This window comes from Burkholderia sp. Ac-20384 (assembly GCF_017104605.1).
In the GTDB taxonomy this organism is placed as follows: Bacteria; Pseudomonadota; Gammaproteobacteria; order Burkholderiales; family Burkholderiaceae; genus Burkholderia; species Burkholderia lata.
In genome coordinates, this window is sequence record NZ_JAAGPE010000119.1 from 1 (window position 1) to 21,391 (window position 21,391).

Here is a 21,391-nt window from a genome sequence, read left to right on the forward strand (position 1 = left end):
TGCGTCGAGTTGCGCGGGATCGCCGAACGCGCGGAACACGCGGCCGGTGGCCGTCGTGTCGAGCGACATCACCGAGCCGACGTGCAGGTTCACGTGCAGCGGATAGCCGCCGTGCTCGATGCGCACGATCGTCGGCCCGAGCGCGCCGGGCACCGACAGCGCAACGCTCAGGCCGACCGCTTCCGCGAGCCGCGCCACGTGCGGCCGCGCCGCGCGATAGGCCGGCTGACGCTCGATCGACATGAGCCCGAGCCGCAACGACAACGGGCCCGGCTCGTAATTGCCGGTGATCGCGTCGCGCTTCACGAGCGCGAGCCGCGTCAGGCTGACGAGATAGGTGTGCGCCTGCGCGGTCGACAGCTCGGCCGCCGCGGCCAGCTCGGACAGGCCGAGCGGCTTGCGCCGGCGCGCGAGCGCGTCGAGCAGCCGGCCGCCGACCTCGACACTCTGGATCCCGCGCTGCGCCTTGGGCGGCGCGTCGTCTGCGCTGACTTCGTGGTTCTGCACGCGATGATTCTTCCGTTGACGAAACCCCGCATGGTATCCGACGCCATTTATCGCGCCAGCCCGCAGGTTTACCCGTATTAAACAATAGCAAGCGACTTTGTCATTGACAAATATTCGGCGCGGGAAGATGATCCGCTCACTCCCCTCAACACATGGCTCGCAGCCACGGAACGCAACATGGCCAAAGCATTCGCCTCCCAAGCCGATCTGGAAGAGAAGAAAGTCACCTGGACGAAGCTGTCCGAGAACGCGTACGCATACACCGCCGAAGGCGACCCGAACTCGGGCGTGATCATCGGCGACGACAGCGTGCTGATCGTCGACACGACCGCGACGCCCGCGATGGCGCAGGACCTGATCGAGAAGATCCGCAGCGTGACCGACAAGCCGATCAAGCACGTCGTGCTGTCGCACTACCACGCGGTGCGCGTGCTCGGCGCGTCCGCGTATTTCGACGAAGGCGCGCAGCACGTGATCGCGAGCCGCGGCACGTACGAGATGATCGTCGAGCGCGGCGAGGCCGACATGAAGTCGGAGATCGAGCGCTTTCCGCGCCTGTTCGCCGGTGTCGAGACGGTGCCCGGCCTGACCTGGCCGACGCTCGTGTTCGAGCGCGAGATCACGCTGTTCCTCGGCAAGCTCGAAGTGAAGATCATGCACGTCGGCTCGGGCCACACGAAGGGCGACACGATCGTCTGGATCCCGTCGCAGAAGGTGCTGTTCTCGGGCGACCTCGTCGAATACGACGCTGCGTGCTACTGCGGCGACGCCCAGCTCGAACAATGGCCGGCCACGCTCGAGGCACTGCGCGCGCTCGGCGCCGAGAAGCTCGTGCCGGGCCGCGGCCCCGCGCTGCTGAACCCGGCCGACGTGAACAAGGGCCTCGACTACACGAAGGATTTCGTCACGACGCTGCTCGCACAGGGCCGCAAGGCCGTCGAGCAGCAGCTCGACCTGAAGGCGTCGATGGCGCTCACGCGCGAAGCGATGGATCCGAAGTTCGGCCACGTGTTCATCTACGAGCACTGCCTGCCGTTCGACGTGTCGCGTGCATTCGACGAAGCGAGCGGCATCACGCATCCGCGCATCTGGACCGCGCAGCGCGACAAGGAAATGTGGGCCGCGCTGCAGGACTGAGCGGCTTGCACAGGCGGAGTGTCCGGCAGGGCGCTCCGCCTTTTTTCTGAAGCGGCGACTGGCCACGGCTTCCTGCCGTCTTTCCGTCCGCCGTACCCGATCTCACAAGAAAGCAGGGCGCACGTACGCCCTGGGAGACGGCTGCGCGCTCGAATCGCGCAACCTGTTTGGAGAGAGACATGCCCCAATCGCTTCCCGCCGAAGCGACGCTCGCGCACGCGAGCGCTTCGGCTTCCGCATCGGCCGCCACGGACGACGCGCTGCTGTTCCGCAAGATCGCGTGGCGGATCGTGCCGTTCCTGTTCCTCTGCTACGTCATCTCGTTCCTCGACCGCATCAACATCGGCTTCGCGCAGTTGCAGATGAAGCACGATCTCGGCTTCAGCGACGCAATGTACGGCCTCGGCGCCGCGGTGTTCTACGTCGGCTACGTGTTCTGCGAAGTGCCGAGCAACCTGCTGCTCGCGCGGTTCGGCGCGCGCCGTACCTTCACGCGGATCATGCTGCTGTGGGGCATCGCGTCGACCGGGATGATGTTCGTGTCGCAGCCGTCGCATTTCTACGTGCTGCGCTTCCTGCTCGGCGTGTTCGAAGCGGGCTTCTTTCCCGGCATCGTGCTGTACCTGACCTACTGGTTCCCCGCGAACCGGCGCGCGGCCGCGATCTCGGTGTTCTTCGCGGGCGTCGCGGTGGCCGGCGTGCTCGGTGGCCTGATGTCGGGCTGGATCATGCGCGACATGAGCGGCGTGCTCGGGATGCACGGCTGGCAGTGGATGTTCGCGATCGAAGGCGCGCCGGCGATCCTGCTCGCATTCGCCGCGTTCACGTTGCTGGTCGACCGGCCGCAGGACGCCACGTGGCTCACGTCCGATGAGAAGGCGCGGGTCGCCGCGCTGTGCGCCGATGGCCGCGGCCACGGCAACGCGCATGACGGGCGCAGCCTCATGGCGGCGCTCGCGAATCCGCGCGTGTACCTGTTCGCGTTCATCTATTTCTCGCTGACCTGCGCGTCGCTGACGCTCAATTTCTGGATGCCGCTGATGATTCGCGACTTCGGCGTGACCGACGTCGTGGCCGTGAGCCTGTACACGGTCGTGCCGAACGCGGTCGGCGCGGTGGGGCTGATCCTGATCGCGCGCCGTTCGGACCGCACCGGCGAGCGGCGCAAGCACTTCGCGTGCTGCACGATCGGCGGCGGGCTCGCGCTCGCGGCGCTGACGCTGCACCTGCACAGCTTCGCGGCGATGCTCGCGTGCCTGTCGGTCGCGGCGACGCTGATCTTCGCCGCGCTGCCGATCTTCTGGGCCGTGCCGACCCGCTACCTGTCGGGCAATGCGGCCGCGGCCGGGATCGCGCTGATCAGCAGCATCGGGATCACGAGCGGCATCGTCAGCCCGTGGGTGATCGGGATGATCCGCACGCGTACCGGCAGCATGGATCTCGCCGTGTATCTGCTGGCCGCGCTGCTGGTGGCGAGCGGCGTCGCGCTGATGCTCGGTGTGAAAGGCGAAGGCGCGCCGCGCGACTAGGCAAGCAACGGCCGGTCGCTGCTCGCGGGCGGCGGCGACCGGCGCGACATATGGGCCCCGTATCCGAATCCATCGAGGAGACGATCGATGTCAGCCCCTCTTCAAGCGGACGCCGCACGTGCGGTCGCGTCCGGTGCCGCATCAACGGACGACGACGCGCTGTACCGCCGCATCGGCGCGCGGATCGTGCCGTTCCTGTTCATCTGCTACATCGTGTCGATCCTCGATCGCAGCAACATCGGCTTCGCGCAGTTGCAGATGCGGCAGGACCTCGGCCTGACCGACGCGATGTACAGCCTCGGCGCGGTGCTGTTCTTCGTCGGCTACGTGCTGTTCGAGGTGCCGAGCAACGCGCTGCTGCGCCGCTTCGGCGCGCGCCGCACGTTTGCGCGGATCATGTTCCTGTGGGGTGCGGTGTCGGTCGCGATGATCACCGTCGACAGCGCGAAGCATTTCTACGTGTTGCGCTTCCTGCTCGGGCTGTTCGAGGCCGGGTTCTTTCCGGGCGTGGTGTTCTATCTGACGTACTGGTATCCGGCGCGGCGACGCGCGTCGGTGCTGTCGATCTTCTACGCGGGCGTCGCGGTGGCCGGGATGGTCGGCGGGCTGCTGTCGGGCTGGCTGATGCGCGGGATGTCGGGCGTGCTCGGGCTGCACGGCTGGCAATGGATGTTCGCGATCGAAGGCGCGCCCGCGATCCTGCTCGGCGTGATCGCGTGGTTCTGGCTGTGCGATCGTCCCGAGCAGGCGAGCTGGCTGTCCGACGCCGACCGCCAGCGGCTCGCGGCCGACCTGGCCGCCGACCGTGCCGGTGCCGATACGCCGGCGCCGCATTCGCTGCGGCAGGTGCTGGCCGAACCGCGCACCTACCTGTTCGCGTTCATCTATTTCTCGCTGACCACCGCGCTTCTGATGCTGCTGTTCTGGATGCCGCTGATGATCCGCGAATTCGGCATTCACGATGTCGTGCAGATCAGCCTGTTGTCGGTCGTGCCGAATGCGATCGGCGCGGCCGGCCTGATCGCGATTGCGCGGCGCTCCGACCGCAAGCGCGAACGGCGCTGGCACTTCGCGGCATGCGCGTTCGGCGGCGCGGTGGCGCTCGCGCTGCTGACGCTGCACCTGCCGAGCATCGTCGCGATGATGGCGCTGCTGTCGGTCGCGGCGATGCTGATCTTCGCTGCGCATCCGGTGTTCTGGGCCGTGCCGTCCGCGTATTTCTCCGGCGCGGGCGCGGCGGGCGGGATCGCGCTGATCAGCAGCATCGGCGTGTCGAGCGGCATGATCACGCCGTGGCTCGTCGGGCTGATCCGTACGAGAACCGGCAGCATGGACCCGGCGATGCTGATGATCGCGGCGCTGTTGGCCGCGTGCGCGGTCGCGATGCTGGTGGGCGTGCGGGCGGTGCCGCGTGCGGAATCGGCGTGATGCGGGCGGCGGCGGTGCGGTTCAGTTCAGTGGAAGTACAGAAACAGCCCGGGCAGGACGATCAGGCCGTGCAGCACCAGCGCGCCGTAGATCACGCCGCCGCGCGCCTGCAGGTCGATCGACAGGCAGGCGATCGCCGCGATGACGCCGATGACCGACAGGCCAGCCGCCCAGAAGAGCGCGGTGATGAGCACGCGAAGGCCCATGTACGGATCGTCCATCGAACTGGCGAACCCGTAGCCGAACAGCAGCGCCAGCAGCTCGATGAGCGCGACGACGAGAAGACCTGACGCGATTCGCGCGGTTCGTTTGGCATGGTCCATGGCAAGGCGGGGTGGGTAGGGTCAGGAGCGCTAGCCTACACGATCCGTCCCGAATAGGTCGCGCAACGAGAGTGGCCGTCGCCTGGCCGAAACCGCGTGGGCTACGCCCGATACACCTCGATTCGGTTGCGGCCACGCTCCTTCGCGAGATAGAGCGCCTTGTCGGCGCGCGACAGCGGCTGGTATGCGCCGAAGTCCGACGCCCGCATCGCGTCGATGCCGATGCTGACGGTCAGCGTGACCGGCTGGTCCTCGTGCGTGAGCCGTGCCTGCATCGCGCGTTGCTGCACGCGCTGCGCGAAGGCCAGCGCGCGATCGAGATCGGCGCCCGGCAGCACGATCGCGAATTCCTCGCCGCCGACCCGGCCGACGATGCCGTCCGGCCCGGTTTCCGCGAGCAGCAGCCGCGCAAAATGCCGGAGCGCGCGGTCGCCGACCGGGTGGCCCCAGCGGTCGTTCAGCGCCTTGAAGTGGTCGAGATCGAGCATCAGCACCGCGGCGGCCTGGCCGGTCGTGCGCACGGCGCGCAGCGCGGCTTCGCTTTGCCGCATGAAAGCATGGCGGTTCGACAGCTGCGTCAGGTGGTCGGTGGTCGCCATCCGGTGCAGTTCGGCCTCGATGTGCTTGCGGTCGGTCGCGTCGGTGATGAAGCCGTGCCACACGGTGCCGCCGTCGGCCGTGCGCTGCGGGCGCGCATCGCCTTCGCGCCAGCGCAGGCCCTGGCCGGGCAGCAGCACGCGATATTCGAGGCGCCACGGCGTCAGTCGTACCGACGAGTCGTGCAGCGACAGCCGATAGGCAACCAGGTCGGCCGGATGGATTCGCGTCTCGACCGCCTCCGCGCTGCGGGCGATCTGCTCGGGCGTCAGTTCGTAGATGTCGCCGACGCCCGCGCTCGCGTAGGAAAAGAAGCGGCGCCCGTCGGGCGCCTGCTGCAGCTGGAACACGAGCCCGGGAACCTGGTCGGTGAGATCCGTGACGAGCGCGGCCGAGTCGCGCAATCGCGCGGCGAGCTCGCGCAGCGCGGTGATGTCCGTGGTCGTCCCGACCATCCGGAGCGCACGGCCGTTGGCGTCGCGGTCGATCACCTTGCCGCGGCTGCAGATCCATTTGTACGAGCCGTCCTTGCAGCGGATGCGGTGCTCGACCGCGTAATAGTCGCTGCGGTGCTCGAAGTGCGCGAGCATCGCGGCCTTCACGTCGGCGATGTCGTCCGGATGCAGCCGTTCGTATGCGTCCTCGATCCGGGTGCTGAGCTCGTGCGGCGCGTAGCCGAGCATCGCCTTCCAGGCCGGCGAGTAATGGATCTCGCCGGTTTCCACGTTGCGATCCCACACGCCGGTGCCGCTTTCGGTCAGGGCGAGCGTGGTCAGCGTACTGTGTTCCTCGACGATGCCGAGCCGTTCGCGCAAGGTCACAGTTTCGATCGCGCGGGCAAGCGCGCTTGCGGCAAGCGCGGCGAGATCGCGCAGGAGTGCGCGCTGCGTGGCGTCGAGCGCCGGGGTTTTATCGTCGACGACGCACAGCGTGCCGAGCGTCGCGCCGTCGGGCGCGGCCAGCTCGCAGGCCGCGACGATCCGCAGCGCATGAGGCGGGCCGTCGGCGCGTTGCCCGTTGGCGTCCGCGCGACGCGGGGCGAACCGCGAATCGGCGGCCGGCGTCGGTTCGACGTGGGGTAGCAAGACCTCGGCGGGAAGTTGAGCGGGAAGCCGATCGGGCAGTGCGCCGTCGGCGGCCAGCACGCGTTGCGCATCGGCGTCGGCGCGGGCAACGAACGCGCCGGCGGCGCCGAAATGCGCACGCGCGACACGGCAGACGCTGTCCAGTTCCGGCAGGGGTGGGAGCGCGGGCTGACGGTCGGCCGGACCGCGTGCGGAGGCCGGCGCGTCGCCGGTCTCGGTGATGAACATACGGACCCGCATGGTCGAATTCCGCAACGGACGATTGCCCTCGTGATCGGACGAATACCGGTCGAACGAGGTCGCTTGGGGACTGCAATCGCAGAGCTTACTGTTGCGCGGAATGCGTGGCAAGCGAACCGGAATCGTCTGTCGGGATGCGACATAAATGCCGGCCGGGAAAGAATCCGGTGCGTGTTCCCGCAGACGAATCCACCGATCGGCATGTGCCCGGAAACGTGCCGCGGAACCTCGGATGATTGCGGGCGTTTCGCCACGCCTCACCGCGTTCCGCAGCACATCCCGGGGTTCGACGTGCTTGCTGCCTTCGACGTTGCGGGGTGCCGCGTGCTCAGCCTTCGGTCGCGTAGCGCGGCGCAGGCGTGTCGGCCGACAGGTGCGGCGCCATCGTGCGGCGCGCGGCCTCGTATGCGGCCCATTCGTCACCCGCGTGCAGCGACGGGATCGTCACGAGTTCGCCGCGATCGAAGCCGACCAGCGCCGCGTCGACCATGTCGTTCGCCGACATCACGATTTCCTTCGGCAGATGTTCGAGCGGCAGGCCGCCCGTCTGCCAGAAGTCGGTGGCGGTCGCGCCGGGCAGCACCGCCTGCACCTGCACGCCCTTGCCGGCGAGCTCGTGATGCAGCGACTGGCTGAACGCGAGCACGAACGCCTTGCTGCCGCCGTACACGCCGTTCAGCGTTTCCGGAGAGATCGCGACGATCGACGAAATGTTGATCACCGAGCCGTGGCCGCGGGCGACGAAGCCGGGCACCGCCGCATAGGTGAGGCGCGTGAGCGCGGTCACGTTGAGGTCGATCATCCGCGTCATCGCGTCGACGTCGCAGTCGAGCAGCGGCGCGTGCGTGCCGATGCCCGCGTTGTTCACGAGCAGCGTGATGCTCGCATCCTGCTTCAGCTTTGCCTCGACGGTGGCGAGTGCCGCACGGTCGTTGAGATCGGCGCCGATGATCTCGACGCTGCGCCGGGTCTCGTTCGTGATGCGCTCGGCGAGGGCGACCAGGCGGTCGCGGTTGCGTGCGACCAGGATCAGGTCGTAGCCGCGGCGTGCGAGGCGGTCGGCGTAGACGGCGCCGATGCCCGACGAGGCGCCGGTAATGAGGGCGGTACCGCGATGTGCTTGCGTCATGATGTGCTCCGTTTCGGTGGAAATGGCCGGATGGCGTGAAGCCATTCTGGTCTCGAATCGCTGCGACACAAATGACGTAGATGGGTATGATTCAGGACATCGGGCGACCCACTCGCCCGGGACGGGAGAACGCACATGCACCGCATCGGTTTTCTGATCAGCGACGGCTTCCAGATCATGGCGCTCGCCGCGCAATCGGTGTTCGAGTACGCGAACATGGGCATGAGCGAGCCGTTCTACGTGATGGACAACTATTCGGTCGATGGTGGCGACGTGCGCTCGTCGCTCGGCCTGCCGGTGGCCACGCACGCGCTGCGCGGGCGGATCGCCGTCGATACGTGGATCGTCGCGGGCGTCAACGATCCGATCGCTTCGCCGGCACCGGCCGACGTCGTCGCGTTCCTGCGCCGCACCCATGCCCGCGCGCGACGGATTGCCGGCATCTGCACGGGCGCATTCGTGCTGGCCGAGGCCGGGCTGCTCGCGCAGCGCCGCGCGACGACGCACTGGGCGTATGGCCGCGACATGCAACGGAACTACCCGGAGATCCGCGTCGAGGAAGACCGGATCTACATCGTCGATGGCCCGATCTGGACGTCGGCCGGGATGACGGCCGGCCTCGACCTCGCGCTCGCGATGGTCGAAAAGGATCTCGGCGCCGATGCCGCACGCTCGGTCGCGCACAAGCTCGTGATGCACCAGCGGCGGGCCGGCGGCCAGTCGCAGCATTCGGAAATGCTGGAGCTTGCGCCGAAATCCGACCGGATCCAGAACGCGCTGAACTACGCGCGGCAGCATCTCGGCCGCACGCTGACCGTCGAGGATCTCGCCGAAGCCGTCCATCTGAGCCCGCGCCAGTTCAGCCGCGTGTTCACGCTCGAAACGGGGCAGTCGCCCGCGAAGGTGATCGAGCGGCTGCGGCTCGAATCCGCGCGGCTGATGATCGAGCAGAGTCGCCATTCGCTCGACGTGATCGCGAAGGAAAACGGCTTTCGCGATCGCCGGCACATGCGCGAGGCGTTCGTGCGCGGGTTCGGCGTACCGCCGCAGGCGATGCGGCGCGACGCACGCACGGACGAGCGGGAAACGGGTTGATGCCCGTGGGCGCGAGACGCCAGCGCGAGTCGGAAAAATCGCGCAGAATTTCCGGCATCCTTCGCGAGGAGACACCATGCACGCCGAGCCGTTCGACATTGCGATACCCGATCACACGCTGGATGACCTGCGTCGGCGCCTGCGCGACAGTCGTCCGCCGACGCTCACGCCCGCCGAGCCGTGGCAGCAGGGTATGGACGGCGCGTGGCTGCGCGAACTGAACGGGTACTGGGCCGAGCGCTTCGACTGGCGTGCGGTGGAGCGTGCGCTGAACCGGTTGCCGCAGTTCGTCGCGGATGCCGGTGGCCAGCGCGTGCATTTCATCCATCGGCGTGGGGCGGGACCGAACCCTTATCCGCTCGTCATCACGCACGGCTGGCCGGGCTCCGTGTTCGAATTCCACGCGCTGATCGATCGTCTTTGCGATCCGGCGGCATTCGGCGGCAATCCTGACGACGCGTTCGATGTCGTCGTACCGTCACTGCCGGGCTTCCTGTTCTCGCCCGCGCCAACGGCACCCGGCATGTCGGCATTTCAGGTCGCCGACCGCTGGGCCGCGTTGATGTCCGGTCTCGGCTATCGACGCTTCGGCGCACAAGGCGGCGATCTCGGCGCAGGCGTGTCGATTGCGCTCGGCGCGCGCCATGCCGATCGGGTGGACGGGATCCATTTGAACTACCTGCCCGGCAGCTACGAGCCGCCGACGGACGCGGTTTTGCCGCTGACCGAGGGCGAACGGGCCTTCGTGACGCAGCGCGGCGAGTGGGCCGCGCTGGAAGGTGGATACGCGCATGTGCACATGACGAAGCCGCAGACGCTGGCCGTCGCGCTCAACGATTCGCCGGCCGGACTGGCCGCATGGATCGCCGAGAAATTCCGCGCGTGGAGCGATTGCGACGGCGACGTCGCACGGCGGTTTTCGCACGATGCGCTGCTGACCGGAATCTCGCTCTACTGGTTCACCGGCTGCATCGGCTCTTCGATGCAGATGTATTGGGAAAACCGGCTGCAGCCCATGCGCTTCGCGGCCGGGCAACGCGTGACGGTGCCCGTCGCGTTCGCGCGCTTTCCGAAGGAAATCAGCCGTCCGCCGCGCAGCTGGCTCGAACGCGTGTTCGACGTCGTGCAATGGACCGACATGCCGAGCGGCGGCCATTTCGCGGCGATGGAAGAGCCGGATCTGCTGGCCAACGATATCCGGCGATTTTTCCGGCGGTTTCGGTCATGAGCCGGTCGGCCGGCGAAGCGGGCGCAGTGCGCCATTGACCATCCGGTCGACAGCGAGCGCGAGCGCCACGCGGGGCGCGACGCGATCGTGTCGGCTGCGTTATCGCGTGACGAACGGTGCGGCGTCGTCCGGCGCCGTACGCGCATGCTTGCGCTGGCGCAGCAGCGCGACGCGGCAGTTCTCGCGTGCGGCTTCGCGGCCGTCGTCGTCGAGCAGCACGAGATCGCCGCGCATCACGTTGAGCGTGATCACGTCCTCGCCCGGCGCGCCGAGCGTTTCCGGCGTATGCACCGAGCCGGCCGGTTCGAGCACCGTCGAGCCGGCGTGCGCCACCCAGTCGTATTCGCGGTAGCGCCACGCACCCTGCAGCGTATGGACGAACACCTCGCCGTCGTGACGGTGGCGCGGCAGCGTGCCGCCGGCCGGCATCTTCAGCAGCGCGGTCAGCGTGTCCTCGGCCGCATTGATGTGCAGGTACTTGATTGCCAGCCCCGGCAGGTCGGCGCTCATCGGCAGCCACGGCAGCGCTTCGCCAGGCAGGCACGAGATCGGCGGCAGGTCGGTGGAGAGCGGGGCGGACGGCTGCGTCATGGCGAGAGGCGGAGCGGAAATGGGGAGCCCGCATTATCGCAGAGCCGGCTCGTGCAGCCGAACAGGACGTTTCGCGTTGGTTTTCGCGCGCATGCGCAGAGGCGATCCTTACAGCTTGAAATGTGCAGCTAAACTGTACAGTTTGCCTGTCTATCTGCTATCTTGAATTTATGAACACGCCATTGCCTTCCTCCGAAGCGCTCCCGCTGGCCGGCCTTGCCGGCGACCTCCGCATCTCGGTCGGCAAGCTGATGCGGCGGATGCGGGAGCAGATCCACCCGAACGACCTCACTTCATCGCAGAAGTCGGTGCTGTTGCGGCTCGACCGCGACGGCCCCGCGACCGTGTCGGCGCTCGCACGGGCCGAAAGCGTGCGGCCGCAGTCGATGCGCGTGACGGTCGCGACGCTCGAGACGCTGGGCGCCGTCAGCGGCGAGCCCGATCCCTCCGACGGCCGGCAGACGCTGATCGCGCTCACGCCCGGTTTCCGCAAGGTGCTGCAGGCCAACCGCGCGGCCAAGGACGACTGGCTGTTCCGCGCGCTGCACGCGCAACTGTCGGAGGCGGAGCAGGCCGAGCTCGCGTCGGCCGTGAAGTTGCTGCAGCGGCTTGCCGAATTCCAGGAACCGCCGCGTCCGTAAACCGCCTCGCCCCGCTCGCCGAAAGGACAACCCAAACATGAACCTCCCGCATCTCGTGTCGTATTTCTTCGGCGGCGCGTTTCTCGCGAACGTCGTGCCGCATCTCGTCAGCGGGTTGCGCGGCGAGCCGTTCCAGACCCCGTTCGCAAATCCGCCCGGGCGCGGTTTGTCGTCGTCCACGGTGAATGTCCTGTGGGGCGTCGCGAACCTCGTAGTGGCCTATGTGCTGGTGTGCCGGGTTGGCGATTTCGACGTCCGGATCACGTCCGACGCGGCGGCGTTCGGCCTCGGCATCCTCGCGCTCGGCCTGTTCGTCGCGCGGCACTTCGGCGAGCTGCATGGCGGCAACGAGCCCGAAAGGGAGCGGCCATGAGCGTGCCGGCGGCGGGTGTCTTCCGCTCGCTTCGCAGCTTCAACTATCGCGTGTGGGCGATCGGCTCGCTCGTGTCGAACATCGGCACGTGGATCCAGCGTACCGCGCAGGACTGGCTCGTCCTCACGCAGCTCACGCATCACGACGCGTCGGCCGTCGGCATCGTGATGTCGCTGCAGTTCGGCCCGCAGCTTTTGCTGCTGCCGTGGACGGGGTACGCAGCCGACCGTTTCGACCAGCGCAAGCTGCTGATGGCGACCCAGGCGCTGATGGGCGGGCTCGCGCTGTTGCTGGGGCTGCTGACGGTGACCGGCGTCGCGCAGCTGTGGCACGTGTATCTGTTCGCGTTCCTGTTCGGGTGCGCGTCGGCGTTCGATGCGCCGGTGCGGCAGACTTTCGTCGCGGAGCTGGTCGCCGATCGGGAGCTGGCGAATGCCGTCGCGCTCAACTCGACGTCGTTCAACGCGGCGCGGATGATCGGGCCGGCGGCGGCCGGCTTCATCATCGCGTCGGTCGGCACTGGCTGGGCGTTCCTGCTCAACGGGCTCAGCTTCGTCGCGGTGCTGGCGTCGCTGTCGATGCTGCGTGACGACGAACTGCGTGCGCACGCGCGGGCCGACCGCACGCGCGGCAGCCTGCTCGACGGGTTCCGTTACGTGTGGCAGCGCCCGGACCTGAAGGCGATCCTCGTGATGCTGTTCCTGATCGGCACGTTCGGGCTCAATTTCCAGCTGTTCATCTCGACGATGGCGGCCAGCGTGTTTCACGTCGACGCGCGCGGCTTCGGCGTGCTGTCGTCGATGATGGCCGTCGGCACGATTACCGGTGCGCTGCTCGCGGCGCGTCGCGACCGGCCACGTTTCCGGCATCTGTGGATCGGTGCGGCGCTGTTCGGGCTCGGCTGCACGCTCGCCGCGCTGGCGCCGGGCTACTGGCTGTTCGGCGCCGCGCTCGTGCTGACCGGGATCGCCGCGATCACCTTCATGAACTCGACCAACAGCCTGGTGCAACTGTCGACCGAGCCGGCGATGCGTGGCCGCGTGATGGCGCTGCGTCTCGCGGTGGCGCTCGGTGGCACGCCGATCGGCGCGCCGGTGGCCGGCTGGGTCGCGAATCATCTTGGCCCGCGCTGGGCGCTGGGTGTTGGCGCGATGTCCGGTTTTGCCGCGGCGCTGGTCGCGACGCATTTCATGAAGCGGATGCGCGCGCAGTCGAGCACGGGCGACGGTGCTTGACCTGCGGTGAAGCCGGCGTAGGCTGCCCGACCGTTCAGCCGTTCAGCTGTTCAGCCGTTCAGCCGTTCAGCCGTTCAGCCGTTCAGCCGTTCAGCCACTCAGCCACTCAGCCACTCAGCCACTCAGCCACGATAGTCGTTAAGCCGCCGGCCGCGCCACCGCATGCGCGGCTTCGAGACAGGTCTGGAACAGCAGCGCGGCCCGCGACGGCCGCGGCGAGCGCCGCAGCAGGCTCACGAACCGGCACCGGTAATTGAACCGGTGCGGTGCGATCGGTTGCATCAGCCCCTTGTTTTCAAAGCTTTCCGCGTAATGATCAGGCAGGAAGCCGAGATAGCGGCCGGACAGGATCAGCGTGGCGATCGACTCCTGGTCCGACGCGGTCGCGCTGCGCGTGAGCTTCGCGCGATGGCTCAGTTCCATGTTCGGCGAATGGAAGCCGAGGCCCGCGAACGCATGGTGGCCGATCGTCGTCCACGTGAGCTTGCCGTGCGGCGCATCGTAGAGCGGATGCTGGCGGCCGCAGTAGAGCAGCATCCGTTCGTCGAACAGCTCCGAGTACACGAGGCTGCCCGAGTTGCGGTGCGCGGGAATGATCCCGACCTGATAGCTGCCGTCGATGATCCCGCGCTCGACCTCGTTGATCGACGCGACATGCAGGTTCAGCGCGACGTCGGGGGCTTCGTCGGCGAACTGGCGGATCGCGTCGCCGAGCCGCGCGTTCGCGTTGGTGGCCGTCTTGTCGAATACCGCGACGTGCAGTTCGCCGCCCATCCGGTCGTGAATGCCGTCGATCCTGCTGCGAAATGCTTCCATCGACGCGAGGAGCCGCAACGTTTCCTCGTACACCGTCTGGCCTTCGGGCGTCAGCGTGAAGCCCGCGCGGCCGCGCCGGCACAGCACGAGGCCGAGGCGCGTTTCCAGATCCTTCACGTGCCGGCTGATCGTCGAGATGCCGATATTCAGTTCCAGTTCGGCCGCCGCCATCCCGCCGCACTGCACGACGCCCTTGAAGACCCTCAGCAGGCGGAGATCCATGTCGCTGAGCTGCCCGAGCAGCGCGCGACTCTTCGGTTTCTTTGCTTGCATAAATGTGCAAGTGAACATTGATATTGCGATATTCAAAAGACTAATTGGCCTCCCGACAATGCGCAATATCAACATAAGGAGGAGGGGCGCCGCGCGCCGACCGACATGACCGACATCACCACCGCCCAGCAGGACGAAACCAACCTCCGCACCGATGCCGCGTGGCTCGACGCGCACTGGATGCCGTTCACGGCCAACCGCCAGTTCAAGGCCGATCCGCGCATGATCGTGTCGGGCAAGGGCGCGTATTACACGGATGGCGAAGGCCGCAAGATTTTCGACGGCCTGTCGGGTCTCTGGTGCACGGGCCTCGGTCACGGCCGCACGGAAATCGTCGAAGCCGTGAGCCGTCAGGTCGCGCAGCTCGACTACGCACCGGCGTTCCAGTTCGGCCATCCGAAATCGTTCGAACTCGCGAACAAGATCAAGGACCTGACGCCGGCCGGCCTCGACTACGTGTTCTTCACGGGCTCGGGCTCGGAAGCGGCCGACACGTCGCTGAAGCTGGCCCGCGCTTACTGGCGCGCGAAGGGCAAGGGCACGAAGACGCGCCTGATCGGCCGCGAGAAGGGCTATCACGGTGTGAACTTCGGCGGCATCTCGGTTGGCGGGATCGGGCCGAACCGCAAGCTGTTCGGCCAGGGCCTCGACGCCGACTTCCTGCCGCACACGCAACTGGCTGAAAACAAGTTCTCGCGCGGCATGCCCGAGCACGGTGCCGAGCTGGCCGACCGTCTGCTCGAGCTGATCGCGCTGCACGACGCATCGAACATCGCCGCCGTGATCGTCGAGCCGTTCTCCGGTTCGGCGGGCGTGGTGGTGCCGCCGAAGGGTTACCTGAAGCGCCTGCGCGACATCTGTACCGCGCACGACATCCTGCTGATTTTCGACGAAGTCATCACGGGCTTCGGCCGTGCCGGTGCAATGACGGGCGCCGACGCGTTCGGCGTGGTGCCGGACATCATGAACTTCGCGAAGCAGGTGACGAACGGCGTGCAGCCGCTCGGCGGCGTGATCGCGACGAAGGAAATCTACGACACGTTCATGGCCGCGGGCGGCCCCGAGTACATGCTCGAGTTCCCGCACGGCTACACGTATTCGGCGCATCCGGTCGCATGCGCGGCCGGCGTCGCGGCGCTCGACCTGCTGGTGAAGGAAGACGCGGTGGCCCGCGTGCGCGATCTCGCGCCGCATTTCGAGGCTGCGGTGCACGGGCTGAAGGGCCAGCGTCATATCACCGACATCCGCAACTACGGGCTGGCTGCCGGCCTGACGATCGCGGCGCTGCCGGGCGAGCCGGCACGGCGCCCGTACGAGATCGCGATGCGCTGCTGGGCGAAGGGTTTCTACGTGCGCTACGGCGGCGACACGATCCAGCTGGCGCCCCCGTTCATCTCCGAGAAGCGCGAGATCGACAACCTGGTCAACGCGCTGTCCGACGCATTGAACGAAGTGGACTGAGCCGCGGCTTGCCCCGAGCGATAACCGAATTCACGAAAGAGTCAGATACATGAAACACGACAGCAATGTGACGTCCACCGTCGGCCACCTGATCGACGGCAAGCGCGTCGACGGCGGCAGCCGCGTCCAGCCGGTGTTCGACCCGGCCACCGGCGAATCGCACAAGAGCGTCGCGCTCGCCGACAAGCTGACCGTCGAAGCCGCGATCGCGTCCGCGCAGGCCGCGTTCCCGGCCTGGCGCAATACGCCGCCGCTGAAGCGCGCCCGCGTGATGAGCCGCTTCAAGACGCTGCTCGAGGAGCACGCCGACGAGCTGTGCGCGCTGATTACCGCCGAGCACGGCAAGGTGCTCGCCGATGCGATGGGCGAGCTGCAGCGCGGGATCGAGAACGTCGAATACGCGACCTACGTGCCCGAGCTGCTGAAGGGCGAGCACAGCAAGAACGTCGGCCCCGCGATCGATTCGTGGAGCGAGTTCCAGGCGCTCGGCGTCGCGGCCGGCATCACGCCGTTCAACTTCCCGGTGATGGTGCCGCTGTGGATGTGGCCGATGGCCGTCGCGTGCGGCAACACGTTCGTGTTGAAGCCGTCGGAGCGCACGCCGTCGTCCACATTGCGCATGGCCGAGCTCGCACTCGAAGCCGGCCTGCCGCCGGGCGTGCTGAACGTCGTGAACGGCGACAAGGAAGCGGTCGACACGCTGCTGACCGACCCGCGCGTGAAGGCCGTGAGCTTCGTCGGCTCGACGCCGATCGCCGAATACATCTACTCGACCGGCTGCGCGCACGGCAAGCGCGTGCAGGCGCTCGGCGGCGCGAAGAACTTCGCCGTCGTGATGCCGGACGCCGATATCGGCAACGCGGTGAACGCGCTGATGGGCGCCGCATACGGCTCGTGCGGCGAGCGCTGCATGGCGATTCCGCTGGTCGTCGCGATCGGCGACGAGACGGGCGACCAGGTCGTCGCGGGGCTGAAGGCCGAGATCGAGAAGATGAAGGTCGGCCCGGGCAACGGCGCGGGCGTCGACATGGGCCCGCTCGTCACGCAGCAGCATTTCGAGAAGGTGACGGGCTTCGTCGAAGCCGGTGTGGAAGCGGGCGCGACGCTCGTCGTCGACGGCCGCAGCGTGAAGGTCGACGGCCACGACGGCGGCTATTACCTCGGTCCGTGCCTGTTCGACAACGTGAAGCCCGGCATGCCGATCTACCAGCACGAGATCTTCGGGCCCGTGCTCGGCGTGATCCGGCTGAAGTCGCTCGACGAGGCGATGGCGCTGATCGACGCGCACGAGTACGGCAACGGCACGTGCCTGTTCACGCGCGACGGCGAGGCCGCACGCTACTTCGGCGACAACATCCAGATCGGCATGGTCGGCATCAACGTGCCGCTGCCGGTGCCGGTTGCGTACCACTCGTTCGGCGGCTGGAAGCGTTCGCTGTTCGGCGACCTGCACGCGTATGGCCCGGACGCCGTGCGCTTCTACACGAAGCGCAAGACGATCACGCAACGCTGGCCGTCGGCCGGCGTGCGCGAAGGGACGGTGTTCAGCTTCCCGTCGAACCGCTGACGCGCCACCCGGCTGCAAGCGTCGCCTGCCCGCATGACGGCGGGCGACGCGACACGGCCGGCGTGATTGCCGGCGGCAGAAGGCCCGCCCGGATCGATGATCCGCGCGGGCTTTTTGACGTCCGCGCGACGCGCGCGGAAGACGGCGGAATGACGCTTACGGCGCGACCACGTGCCACATGTCCTTGAAGTTGTCGCCGTTGCGGTCGCCCTGTTTCATGTCCTTCGAGAAGAAGTACAGCGGCTTGCCCTTGTAGGCCCATTGCGGGCTGCCGTCTTCGCGCTTGACGATCGTGTAGGGCCCGACCGGAACGTCGGTTGCGCTGGCCTTGTACGGCGGCCAGAAGGATTCGCACTGGCCCGTGCACGCGCTGGTGCCGGCGTTGGCCTTGTCCTTGTCGAACGTATAGACGGTCATCCCGTTCGCGGCGACGAGCGAACCGTTTTCGACTTTCGTGATCGAGCCTTGGGCCGACGCCGAAGCGGATGCAATGACGAGCAGGGCGGAGCTGACGAGCAGCGCGGCTTTCATGAGGGCCTCCTGTAATCCGGTGGGCGGCCGCGATCGTGCACGGGCGAGCGTGCGCCAGGATCGCGATGAATGGTGCCGGAACGCGGTGCCGTCGCCGCCGGTGCGAGCGACGCAGGGTCGAATGGCGGCGAACGGAGCGCTCCATTCACGATAGGCGGTTTTTGGCGGGGCTGCGAGAACATCGGGGGCGTATCGGCCGCGCGTGGGCGTTACACAACGGCGCGGCGATTGCCGTCATGCTCCGGCTCCGCGATTTGCCATCCGTCCCCTTGGTACGAAGTACGCATGCCAATGCGTCAGCGCCGCGCGCGATTGGTCAGCGCGACGCCCGCGATCACGAGCGCCCCGCCGGCCAGCATCGACGGCGACAGCGGCTCGCTGAGCAGCACGACCGACAGCAGCACGCCGAACACGGGCACCAGGTTGGTGAATACGGCCGCGCGGGCCGGCCCGAGTTCGCGGATGCCCTGCGAATACCAGACGAACGCGACCACCGTGCCGACCGCGCCGAGGTAGAGCATCGACGCGATGGCCTGCCACGTCAGCGGCGTGCTGCTTCCGGCGGGCGAGCCGACCAGGTGCGCGACGATCAGCAGCGCGAGGCCCCACAGCGCCGCATACGTTGTGGCCGCCAGCGGCGACAGCCCGTCGAGCGCGCGCCGGCCGATCACCGTATAGGCGGCCCAGCTCAGCACCGCGCAGAGCATGTAACGTTCGCCTGCGCCGAACGTATTGCCGAGATCGGTCAGCACGCGCAGCAATTCGCCGCGGCTGATCACGACCAGCGCACCGAACAGCGCGACGGCGATGCCGGCCCAGCGCGACAGCGACAGGCGCTCCCCGCGCACGACGATCGACAGCAGCACGGCGGTGGCCACCGGGTTCAGCGCGACGAACAGCGCGGTGCGGCCCGCCGGCATCCGCGCGAGCGCCGCGAAAAAGCACACGTTGTACAGGAAGATGCCGGTCGCACCGAGCCCGAAGGTCGTCAGGATCTGCCGGCCGCTCAGCTTCGGCAGCCCGCCTTCGAGCTTCCACGTCAGTACGACCAGCAACAAGGCGGCGATCGCGAAACGGCCGGTGGCCGCGGTGGTCGCCGGCATCGACGCGGCCAGGATCCGGCCCGCGATGAACGTGCCGCCCCAGAACAGCGCGACGAGCGTGAGCTTCACGTAGATGGCCGCGTGCGGCCGGGTGGCAATGAGGGCGGCGGGTGGGGCGGGAGCGTTCATGTGACGGGGTGTCTCGATTAATGCCAGTGGCGGCAACGCGCGTTCGACCGCGCACGGCCGACGATGCCGAATCGCGCGATGGCAGGCTGGATTCAGGTGAATGTGGGCGGATGTTGCGTCGTCAGCGAAACGCCGGCGCCGACGCGAGCGCGGTCAGCACGACGGGCATCGCGAGCGCTGCAGCGATCGTCTGGAACGCGGTGATGCCGGCCATCAGCGGCGCATCGCCGCCGAGCTGGCGCGCCATGATGTAGGACGCCGACGACGTCGGCAGCGCCTGGAACAGCAGCGCGACCGTCAGCGCCGCATCGCCGAGCCCGAACAGGCGGCCGGCGGCGAGCGTGATGAGCGGCATCGCCATGAACTTGAACGCCGACGCGATGCACACCGGCTGTAGCCACGCACGCGCCGCATCGAATTTCAGCGCCGCGCCGACGCACAGCAGGCCGAGCGGCATCGACGCGACGCCGAGCGCGCGCACGGCCGGTTCGACGGCCGCCGGGAGCGAGACGCCGCCGGCTTGCATCGCGATCCCGAGCATGCACGCGACGACGAGCGGATTCGACAGGATCTGGCGCGCGAGCGCCGCCGCGCCGAGCCGCGTGTCGCCGTAGCGTGCGAACACGAGCACGCACATCAGGTTGACGGTGGGGACGATCGCCGCGACGCACACGGCCGCGAGCGCGATGCCTTTTGCGCCGAACAGGCCGGCCGCGAGTGCGGTGCCGACATAGTTGTTGAAGCGCACGGCGCCCTGGAACACCGACGTGAAGCCGGCGCCGTCGACCCGCACGAACCGGCGGACCAGCAGAAGAAGCGCCGCGGCGAGTGCGGTCGAACCGACCAGCGCTGCCGCGAGCGGTAAAACCGGCAGCGATTGCAGTCGCGCGTTCGCGAGGCCGTCCGCGAACAGCGCGGGCAGCAGCACGTAGTAGCACAGCCGCTCGGCCTGCGGCCAGAACGCGTCGGCGATGAAGCCCGTGCGCCGCAGGCCGTGGCCGAACGCGACCAGCAGCGCAACCGGCGCCAGCGCGAGCAGGATCGGGCCGATCATCGGCGTGCCTTCACGCAAGCCGTGCCGGCGGTGCGGGCCGCCTCGAGCGGCTGGCACGCAAAGCGACGGAACGAGGCGGGAATCCATCCGGCGGGCAACATGGCGACATGCAATCGAAAGAATAACGATGCCGCCAAGTTAACACGCACAAGCAACAGGAATAATTGTTAATTATCGGGTGTTCAATGAGAAATTCTCATTGATGATGCGGTGACTTCGGCGGCCAGCGCACGCGCGAAACGTTCGGCAGGGCGCGACTGGTGTTCGAGCAGGACCACCGCGCGCCCCATCTGCGGCTGGCCGAACGGCAAGCGCGTGACGGGCGGCAGGCGCGCGAGCGTCGAATCGGGGAGCGCGACGATCGCAGCACCGAGCCCTCTCGCGACCATGCGCGCGATCGTTTCCGCACTGTCCAGCACCATCTCCTCGCGTACCCGCACGCCGATGCGGCGCAGCTCCGCGGCGATCATGCGGCCGGCCCATGCCTGCGCATCGAAGCGGATGAACGGCAGGGAATCGAGCAGCGTGACCGCGTCGCGTTCCGCATGGTCCGGCGGCGCGAGCAGCCAGAAACGGTCCTCGTACAGCGTGGTCCACGTCAGTTCCGCCGGATGCGGGCGCACGGGGTTGGTCGTGATCGCCGCATCGAGTTCGCCGGCCGCGACGCGGTTCGCCAGTTCGGCCGACATCCCGGCCGACACGTGCACGCGCAGCCCCGGGTGCGCCGCGCGCAGCGCGAGCAGCGCGTCGGGCAGCGGGCCGGACAGCGCGGTCTGGATCGCGCCGATCCGCAGGCGGCCGACCAGCTTCTTCTCGTCGCTGAGCGCATCGGGAATCCGGTCGACCATCGCGAGTACCTGCTCGGCCTGCGCCAGCAGGATATTGCCGGCCTCGGTAAGCACCGGCTGCCGGCGCGAGCGATCGAACAACTGCACGTTGTATTCGCTTTCGAGCGTCTTGATCTGCAGGCTCACCGCCGATTGCGTGAGGCCGATGGCTTCGCCGGCCCGCGCGAACGTCCGGTATCGGGCGATGGCGACCAGCGTTCTGAATGCGCGTAATGACATGAGCGGACGGAGGTGGGCAGAGGCGGCCCCGGCCGGCGCGATTGACGGCGCGTTGCGGGTAACGGTTCGCCGGGCCGCCGCCGGGGTTCGCGACATCATGCCCGCGCGTCTCGAATCGGGCAACCGGCCTGCATGGCGCGCGCGGGGCGTCGCCGATGCGTCGCGGTGGTTCGAGCATTCTTTAAAATGATATAGTTCTATTTTTAGAATGTTTAAGCCGGGCAAGCGTGCTTGATGGAGCACCGTGACGCG

General features: G+C 67.8%; 20 protein-coding genes. 10 read left to right on the top strand and 10 right to left on the bottom strand.

Annotation, left to right across the window (positions count from 1 at the left end; all coding sequences use genetic code 11):
* The coding region (locus G3O00_RS21690; RefSeq protein ID WP_206144284.1) for a helix-turn-helix domain-containing protein at positions 1–507 on the bottom strand (507 nt) is incomplete at its 3' end.
* Positions 508–684: 177 nt separating this feature from the next.
* Here G3O00_RS21690 and G3O00_RS21695 point away from each other — a divergent pair.
* The 3 genes from G3O00_RS21695 (at position 685) to G3O00_RS21705 (ending at position 4,601) form a co-directional block, all read left to right on the top strand.
* Positions 685–1,644, top strand: a complete 960-nt coding sequence (locus G3O00_RS21695) for an MBL fold metallo-hydrolase (RefSeq protein WP_011355313.1) — start codon at positions 685–687, stop codon at positions 1,642–1,644.
* Positions 1,645–1,823: 179 nt separating this feature from the next.
* Positions 1,824–3,173, top strand: coding sequence for an MFS transporter (locus tag G3O00_RS21700; protein WP_174932079.1), 1,350 nt, complete (start codon positions 1,824–1,826; stop codon positions 3,171–3,173).
* An 87-nt stretch (positions 3,174–3,260) separates the two neighbouring features.
* Complete coding sequence (locus G3O00_RS21705; protein ID WP_206144285.1) at positions 3,261–4,601, top strand: MFS transporter; 1,341 nt, start codon at positions 3,261–3,263, stop codon at positions 4,599–4,601.
* 26 nt (positions 4,602–4,627) lie between these two features.
* On the opposite strand, the gene G3O00_RS21710 is transcribed toward G3O00_RS21705, so the two are convergent.
* The 3 genes from G3O00_RS21710 to G3O00_RS21720 all read right to left on the bottom strand — a co-directional run bounded on the left by G3O00_RS21710 (position 4,628) and on the right by G3O00_RS21720 (position 7,975).
* Positions 4,628–4,924 carry a hypothetical protein gene (locus tag G3O00_RS21710; protein WP_206144286.1) on the bottom strand — a complete coding sequence of 99 codons (297 nt, stop codon included), beginning with the start codon at positions 4,922–4,924 and terminating at the stop codon, positions 4,628–4,630.
* Between the two features lie 101 nt (positions 4,925–5,025).
* Positions 5,026–6,846 carry a diguanylate cyclase gene (locus tag G3O00_RS21715; protein WP_241025278.1) on the bottom strand — a complete coding sequence of 607 codons (1,821 nt, stop codon included), beginning with the start codon at positions 6,844–6,846 and terminating at the stop codon, positions 5,026–5,028.
* Positions 6,847–7,174: 328 nt separating this feature from the next.
* Positions 7,175–7,975 (bottom strand): SDR family oxidoreductase, encoded by an 801-nt coding sequence (locus tag G3O00_RS21720; RefSeq protein ID WP_206144287.1) that lies wholly within the window; start codon positions 7,973–7,975, stop codon positions 7,175–7,177.
* 135 nt (positions 7,976–8,110) lie between these two features.
* Here G3O00_RS21720 and G3O00_RS21725 point away from each other — a divergent pair, with 135 nt between their 5' ends.
* The gene (locus G3O00_RS21725; protein ID WP_206144288.1) at positions 8,111–9,070 is read left to right on the top strand and encodes a GlxA family transcriptional regulator; all 960 of its coding nucleotides are present in this window, start codon (positions 8,111–8,113) and stop codon (positions 9,068–9,070) included.
* A gap of 76 nt (positions 9,071–9,146) precedes the next feature.
* A complete protein-coding gene (locus tag G3O00_RS21730) occupies positions 9,147–10,298 on the top strand; it encodes an epoxide hydrolase family protein (RefSeq protein WP_206144289.1) in 1,152 nt (383 codons plus the stop codon).
* Positions 10,299–10,397: 99 nt separating this feature from the next.
* Here the strand turns inward: G3O00_RS21730 and G3O00_RS21735 are convergent, their stop codons facing one another.
* Positions 10,398–10,889, bottom strand: a complete 492-nt coding sequence (locus G3O00_RS21735) for a 2,4'-dihydroxyacetophenone dioxygenase family protein (protein WP_174932074.1) — start codon at positions 10,887–10,889, stop codon at positions 10,398–10,400.
* 170 nt (positions 10,890–11,059) lie between these two features.
* Here G3O00_RS21735 and G3O00_RS21740 point away from each other — a divergent pair, with 170 nt between their 5' ends.
* The 3 genes from G3O00_RS21740 to G3O00_RS21750 are packed head-to-tail and all read left to right on the top strand — an operon-like array spanning position 11,060 to position 13,138.
* Positions 11,060–11,530, top strand: a complete 471-nt coding sequence (locus G3O00_RS21740; protein WP_174932073.1) for a MarR family transcriptional regulator — start codon at positions 11,060–11,062, stop codon at positions 11,528–11,530.
* Positions 11,531–11,567: 37 nt separating this feature from the next.
* Positions 11,568–11,903 (top strand): hypothetical protein, encoded by a 336-nt coding sequence (locus tag G3O00_RS21745; protein WP_206144290.1) that lies wholly within the window; start codon positions 11,568–11,570, stop codon positions 11,901–11,903.
* The gene (locus G3O00_RS21750) at positions 11,900–13,138 is read left to right on the top strand and encodes an MFS transporter (protein ID WP_206144291.1); all 1,239 of its coding nucleotides are present in this window, start codon (positions 11,900–11,902) and stop codon (positions 13,136–13,138) included. The genes G3O00_RS21745 and G3O00_RS21750 overlap by 4 nt, the downstream gene beginning before the upstream one ends.
* Before the next feature lie 138 nt (positions 13,139–13,276).
* Here the strand turns inward: G3O00_RS21750 and G3O00_RS21755 are convergent, their stop codons facing one another.
* Positions 13,277–14,227 (bottom strand): LysR family transcriptional regulator, encoded by a 951-nt coding sequence (locus G3O00_RS21755; protein ID WP_206144292.1) that lies wholly within the window; start codon positions 14,225–14,227, stop codon positions 13,277–13,279.
* 105 nt (positions 14,228–14,332) lie between these two features.
* On the opposite strand from G3O00_RS21755, the gene G3O00_RS21760 reads away from it, so the two are divergent.
* Both G3O00_RS21760 and G3O00_RS21765 read left to right on the top strand, forming a co-directional pair.
* Complete coding sequence (locus G3O00_RS21760) at positions 14,333–15,688, top strand: aspartate aminotransferase family protein (RefSeq protein ID WP_011355300.1); 1,356 nt, start codon at positions 14,333–14,335, stop codon at positions 15,686–15,688.
* A 49-nt stretch (positions 15,689–15,737) separates the two neighbouring features.
* A complete protein-coding gene (locus G3O00_RS21765) occupies positions 15,738–17,255 on the top strand; it encodes a CoA-acylating methylmalonate-semialdehyde dehydrogenase (protein WP_011355299.1) in 1,518 nt (505 codons plus the stop codon).
* 156 nt (positions 17,256–17,411) lie between these two features.
* Here the strand turns inward: G3O00_RS21765 and G3O00_RS21770 are convergent, their stop codons facing one another.
* The 4 genes from G3O00_RS21770 to G3O00_RS21785 form a co-directional block, all read right to left on the bottom strand.
* Entirely contained in the window at positions 17,412–17,786 is a 375-nt protein-coding gene (locus G3O00_RS21770; protein ID WP_011355298.1) for a hypothetical protein, read from the bottom strand.
* A gap of 296 nt (positions 17,787–18,082) precedes the next feature.
* Positions 18,083–19,018 carry a DMT family transporter gene (locus G3O00_RS21775; protein ID WP_206144293.1) on the bottom strand — a complete coding sequence of 312 codons (936 nt, stop codon included), beginning with the start codon at positions 19,016–19,018 and terminating at the stop codon, positions 18,083–18,085.
* A gap of 121 nt (positions 19,019–19,139) precedes the next feature.
* A complete protein-coding gene (locus G3O00_RS21780) occupies positions 19,140–20,072 on the bottom strand; it encodes an AEC family transporter (protein ID WP_206144294.1) in 933 nt (310 codons plus the stop codon).
* A gap of 182 nt (positions 20,073–20,254) precedes the next feature.
* Positions 20,255–21,139 carry a LysR substrate-binding domain-containing protein gene (locus G3O00_RS21785; RefSeq protein WP_174932067.1) on the bottom strand — a complete coding sequence of 295 codons (885 nt, stop codon included), beginning with the start codon at positions 21,137–21,139 and terminating at the stop codon, positions 20,255–20,257.
* Between the last annotated feature and the right edge of the window lie 252 nt (positions 21,140–21,391).

Excerpts from the sequence above, each read along its gene's own strand:
- G3O00_RS21755 (WP_206144292.1), bottom strand. The coding sequence starts at position 14,227 with ATGCAAGCAAAGAAACCGAAGAGTCGCGCGCTGCTCGGGCAGCTCAGC.
- G3O00_RS21780 (WP_206144294.1), bottom strand. The coding sequence starts at position 20,072 with ATGATCGGCCCGATCCTGCTCGCGCTGGCGCCGGTTGCGCTGCTGGTC.
- G3O00_RS21775 (WP_206144293.1), bottom strand. The coding sequence starts at position 19,018 with ATGAACGCTCCCGCCCCACCCGCCGCCCTCATTGCCACCCGGCCGCAC.
- G3O00_RS21710 (WP_206144286.1), bottom strand. The coding sequence starts at position 4,924 with ATGGACCATGCCAAACGAACCGCGCGAATCGCGTCAGGTCTTCTCGTC.
- G3O00_RS21765 (WP_011355299.1), top strand. The coding sequence starts at position 15,738 with ATGAAACACGACAGCAATGTGACGTCCACCGTCGGCCACCTGATCGAC.
- G3O00_RS21740 (WP_174932073.1), top strand. The coding sequence starts at position 11,060 with ATGAACACGCCATTGCCTTCCTCCGAAGCGCTCCCGCTGGCCGGCCTT.
- G3O00_RS21695 (WP_011355313.1), top strand. The coding sequence starts at position 685 with ATGGCCAAAGCATTCGCCTCCCAAGCCGATCTGGAAGAGAAGAAAGTC.
- G3O00_RS21730 (WP_206144289.1), top strand. The coding sequence starts at position 9,147 with ATGCACGCCGAGCCGTTCGACATTGCGATACCCGATCACACGCTGGAT.
- G3O00_RS21770 (WP_011355298.1), bottom strand. The coding sequence starts at position 17,786 with ATGAAAGCCGCGCTGCTCGTCAGCTCCGCCCTGCTCGTCATTGCATCC.
- G3O00_RS21725 (WP_206144288.1), top strand. The coding sequence starts at position 8,111 with ATGCACCGCATCGGTTTTCTGATCAGCGACGGCTTCCAGATCATGGCG.
- G3O00_RS21715 (WP_241025278.1), bottom strand. The coding sequence starts at position 6,846 with ATGCGGGTCCGTATGTTCATCACCGAGACCGGCGACGCGCCGGCCTCC.
- G3O00_RS21760 (WP_011355300.1), top strand. The coding sequence starts at position 14,333 with ATGACCGACATCACCACCGCCCAGCAGGACGAAACCAACCTCCGCACC.
- G3O00_RS21705 (WP_206144285.1), top strand. The coding sequence starts at position 3,261 with ATGTCAGCCCCTCTTCAAGCGGACGCCGCACGTGCGGTCGCGTCCGGT.
- G3O00_RS21745 (WP_206144290.1), top strand. The coding sequence starts at position 11,568 with ATGAACCTCCCGCATCTCGTGTCGTATTTCTTCGGCGGCGCGTTTCTC.
- G3O00_RS21750 (WP_206144291.1), top strand. The coding sequence starts at position 11,900 with ATGAGCGTGCCGGCGGCGGGTGTCTTCCGCTCGCTTCGCAGCTTCAAC.
- G3O00_RS21785 (WP_174932067.1), bottom strand. The coding sequence starts at position 21,139 with ATGTCATTACGCGCATTCAGAACGCTGGTCGCCATCGCCCGATACCGG.
- G3O00_RS21735 (WP_174932074.1), bottom strand. The coding sequence starts at position 10,889 with ATGACGCAGCCGTCCGCCCCGCTCTCCACCGACCTGCCGCCGATCTCG.
- G3O00_RS21700 (WP_174932079.1), top strand. The coding sequence starts at position 1,824 with ATGCCCCAATCGCTTCCCGCCGAAGCGACGCTCGCGCACGCGAGCGCT.
- G3O00_RS21720 (WP_206144287.1), bottom strand. The coding sequence starts at position 7,975 with ATGACGCAAGCACATCGCGGTACCGCCCTCATTACCGGCGCCTCGTCG.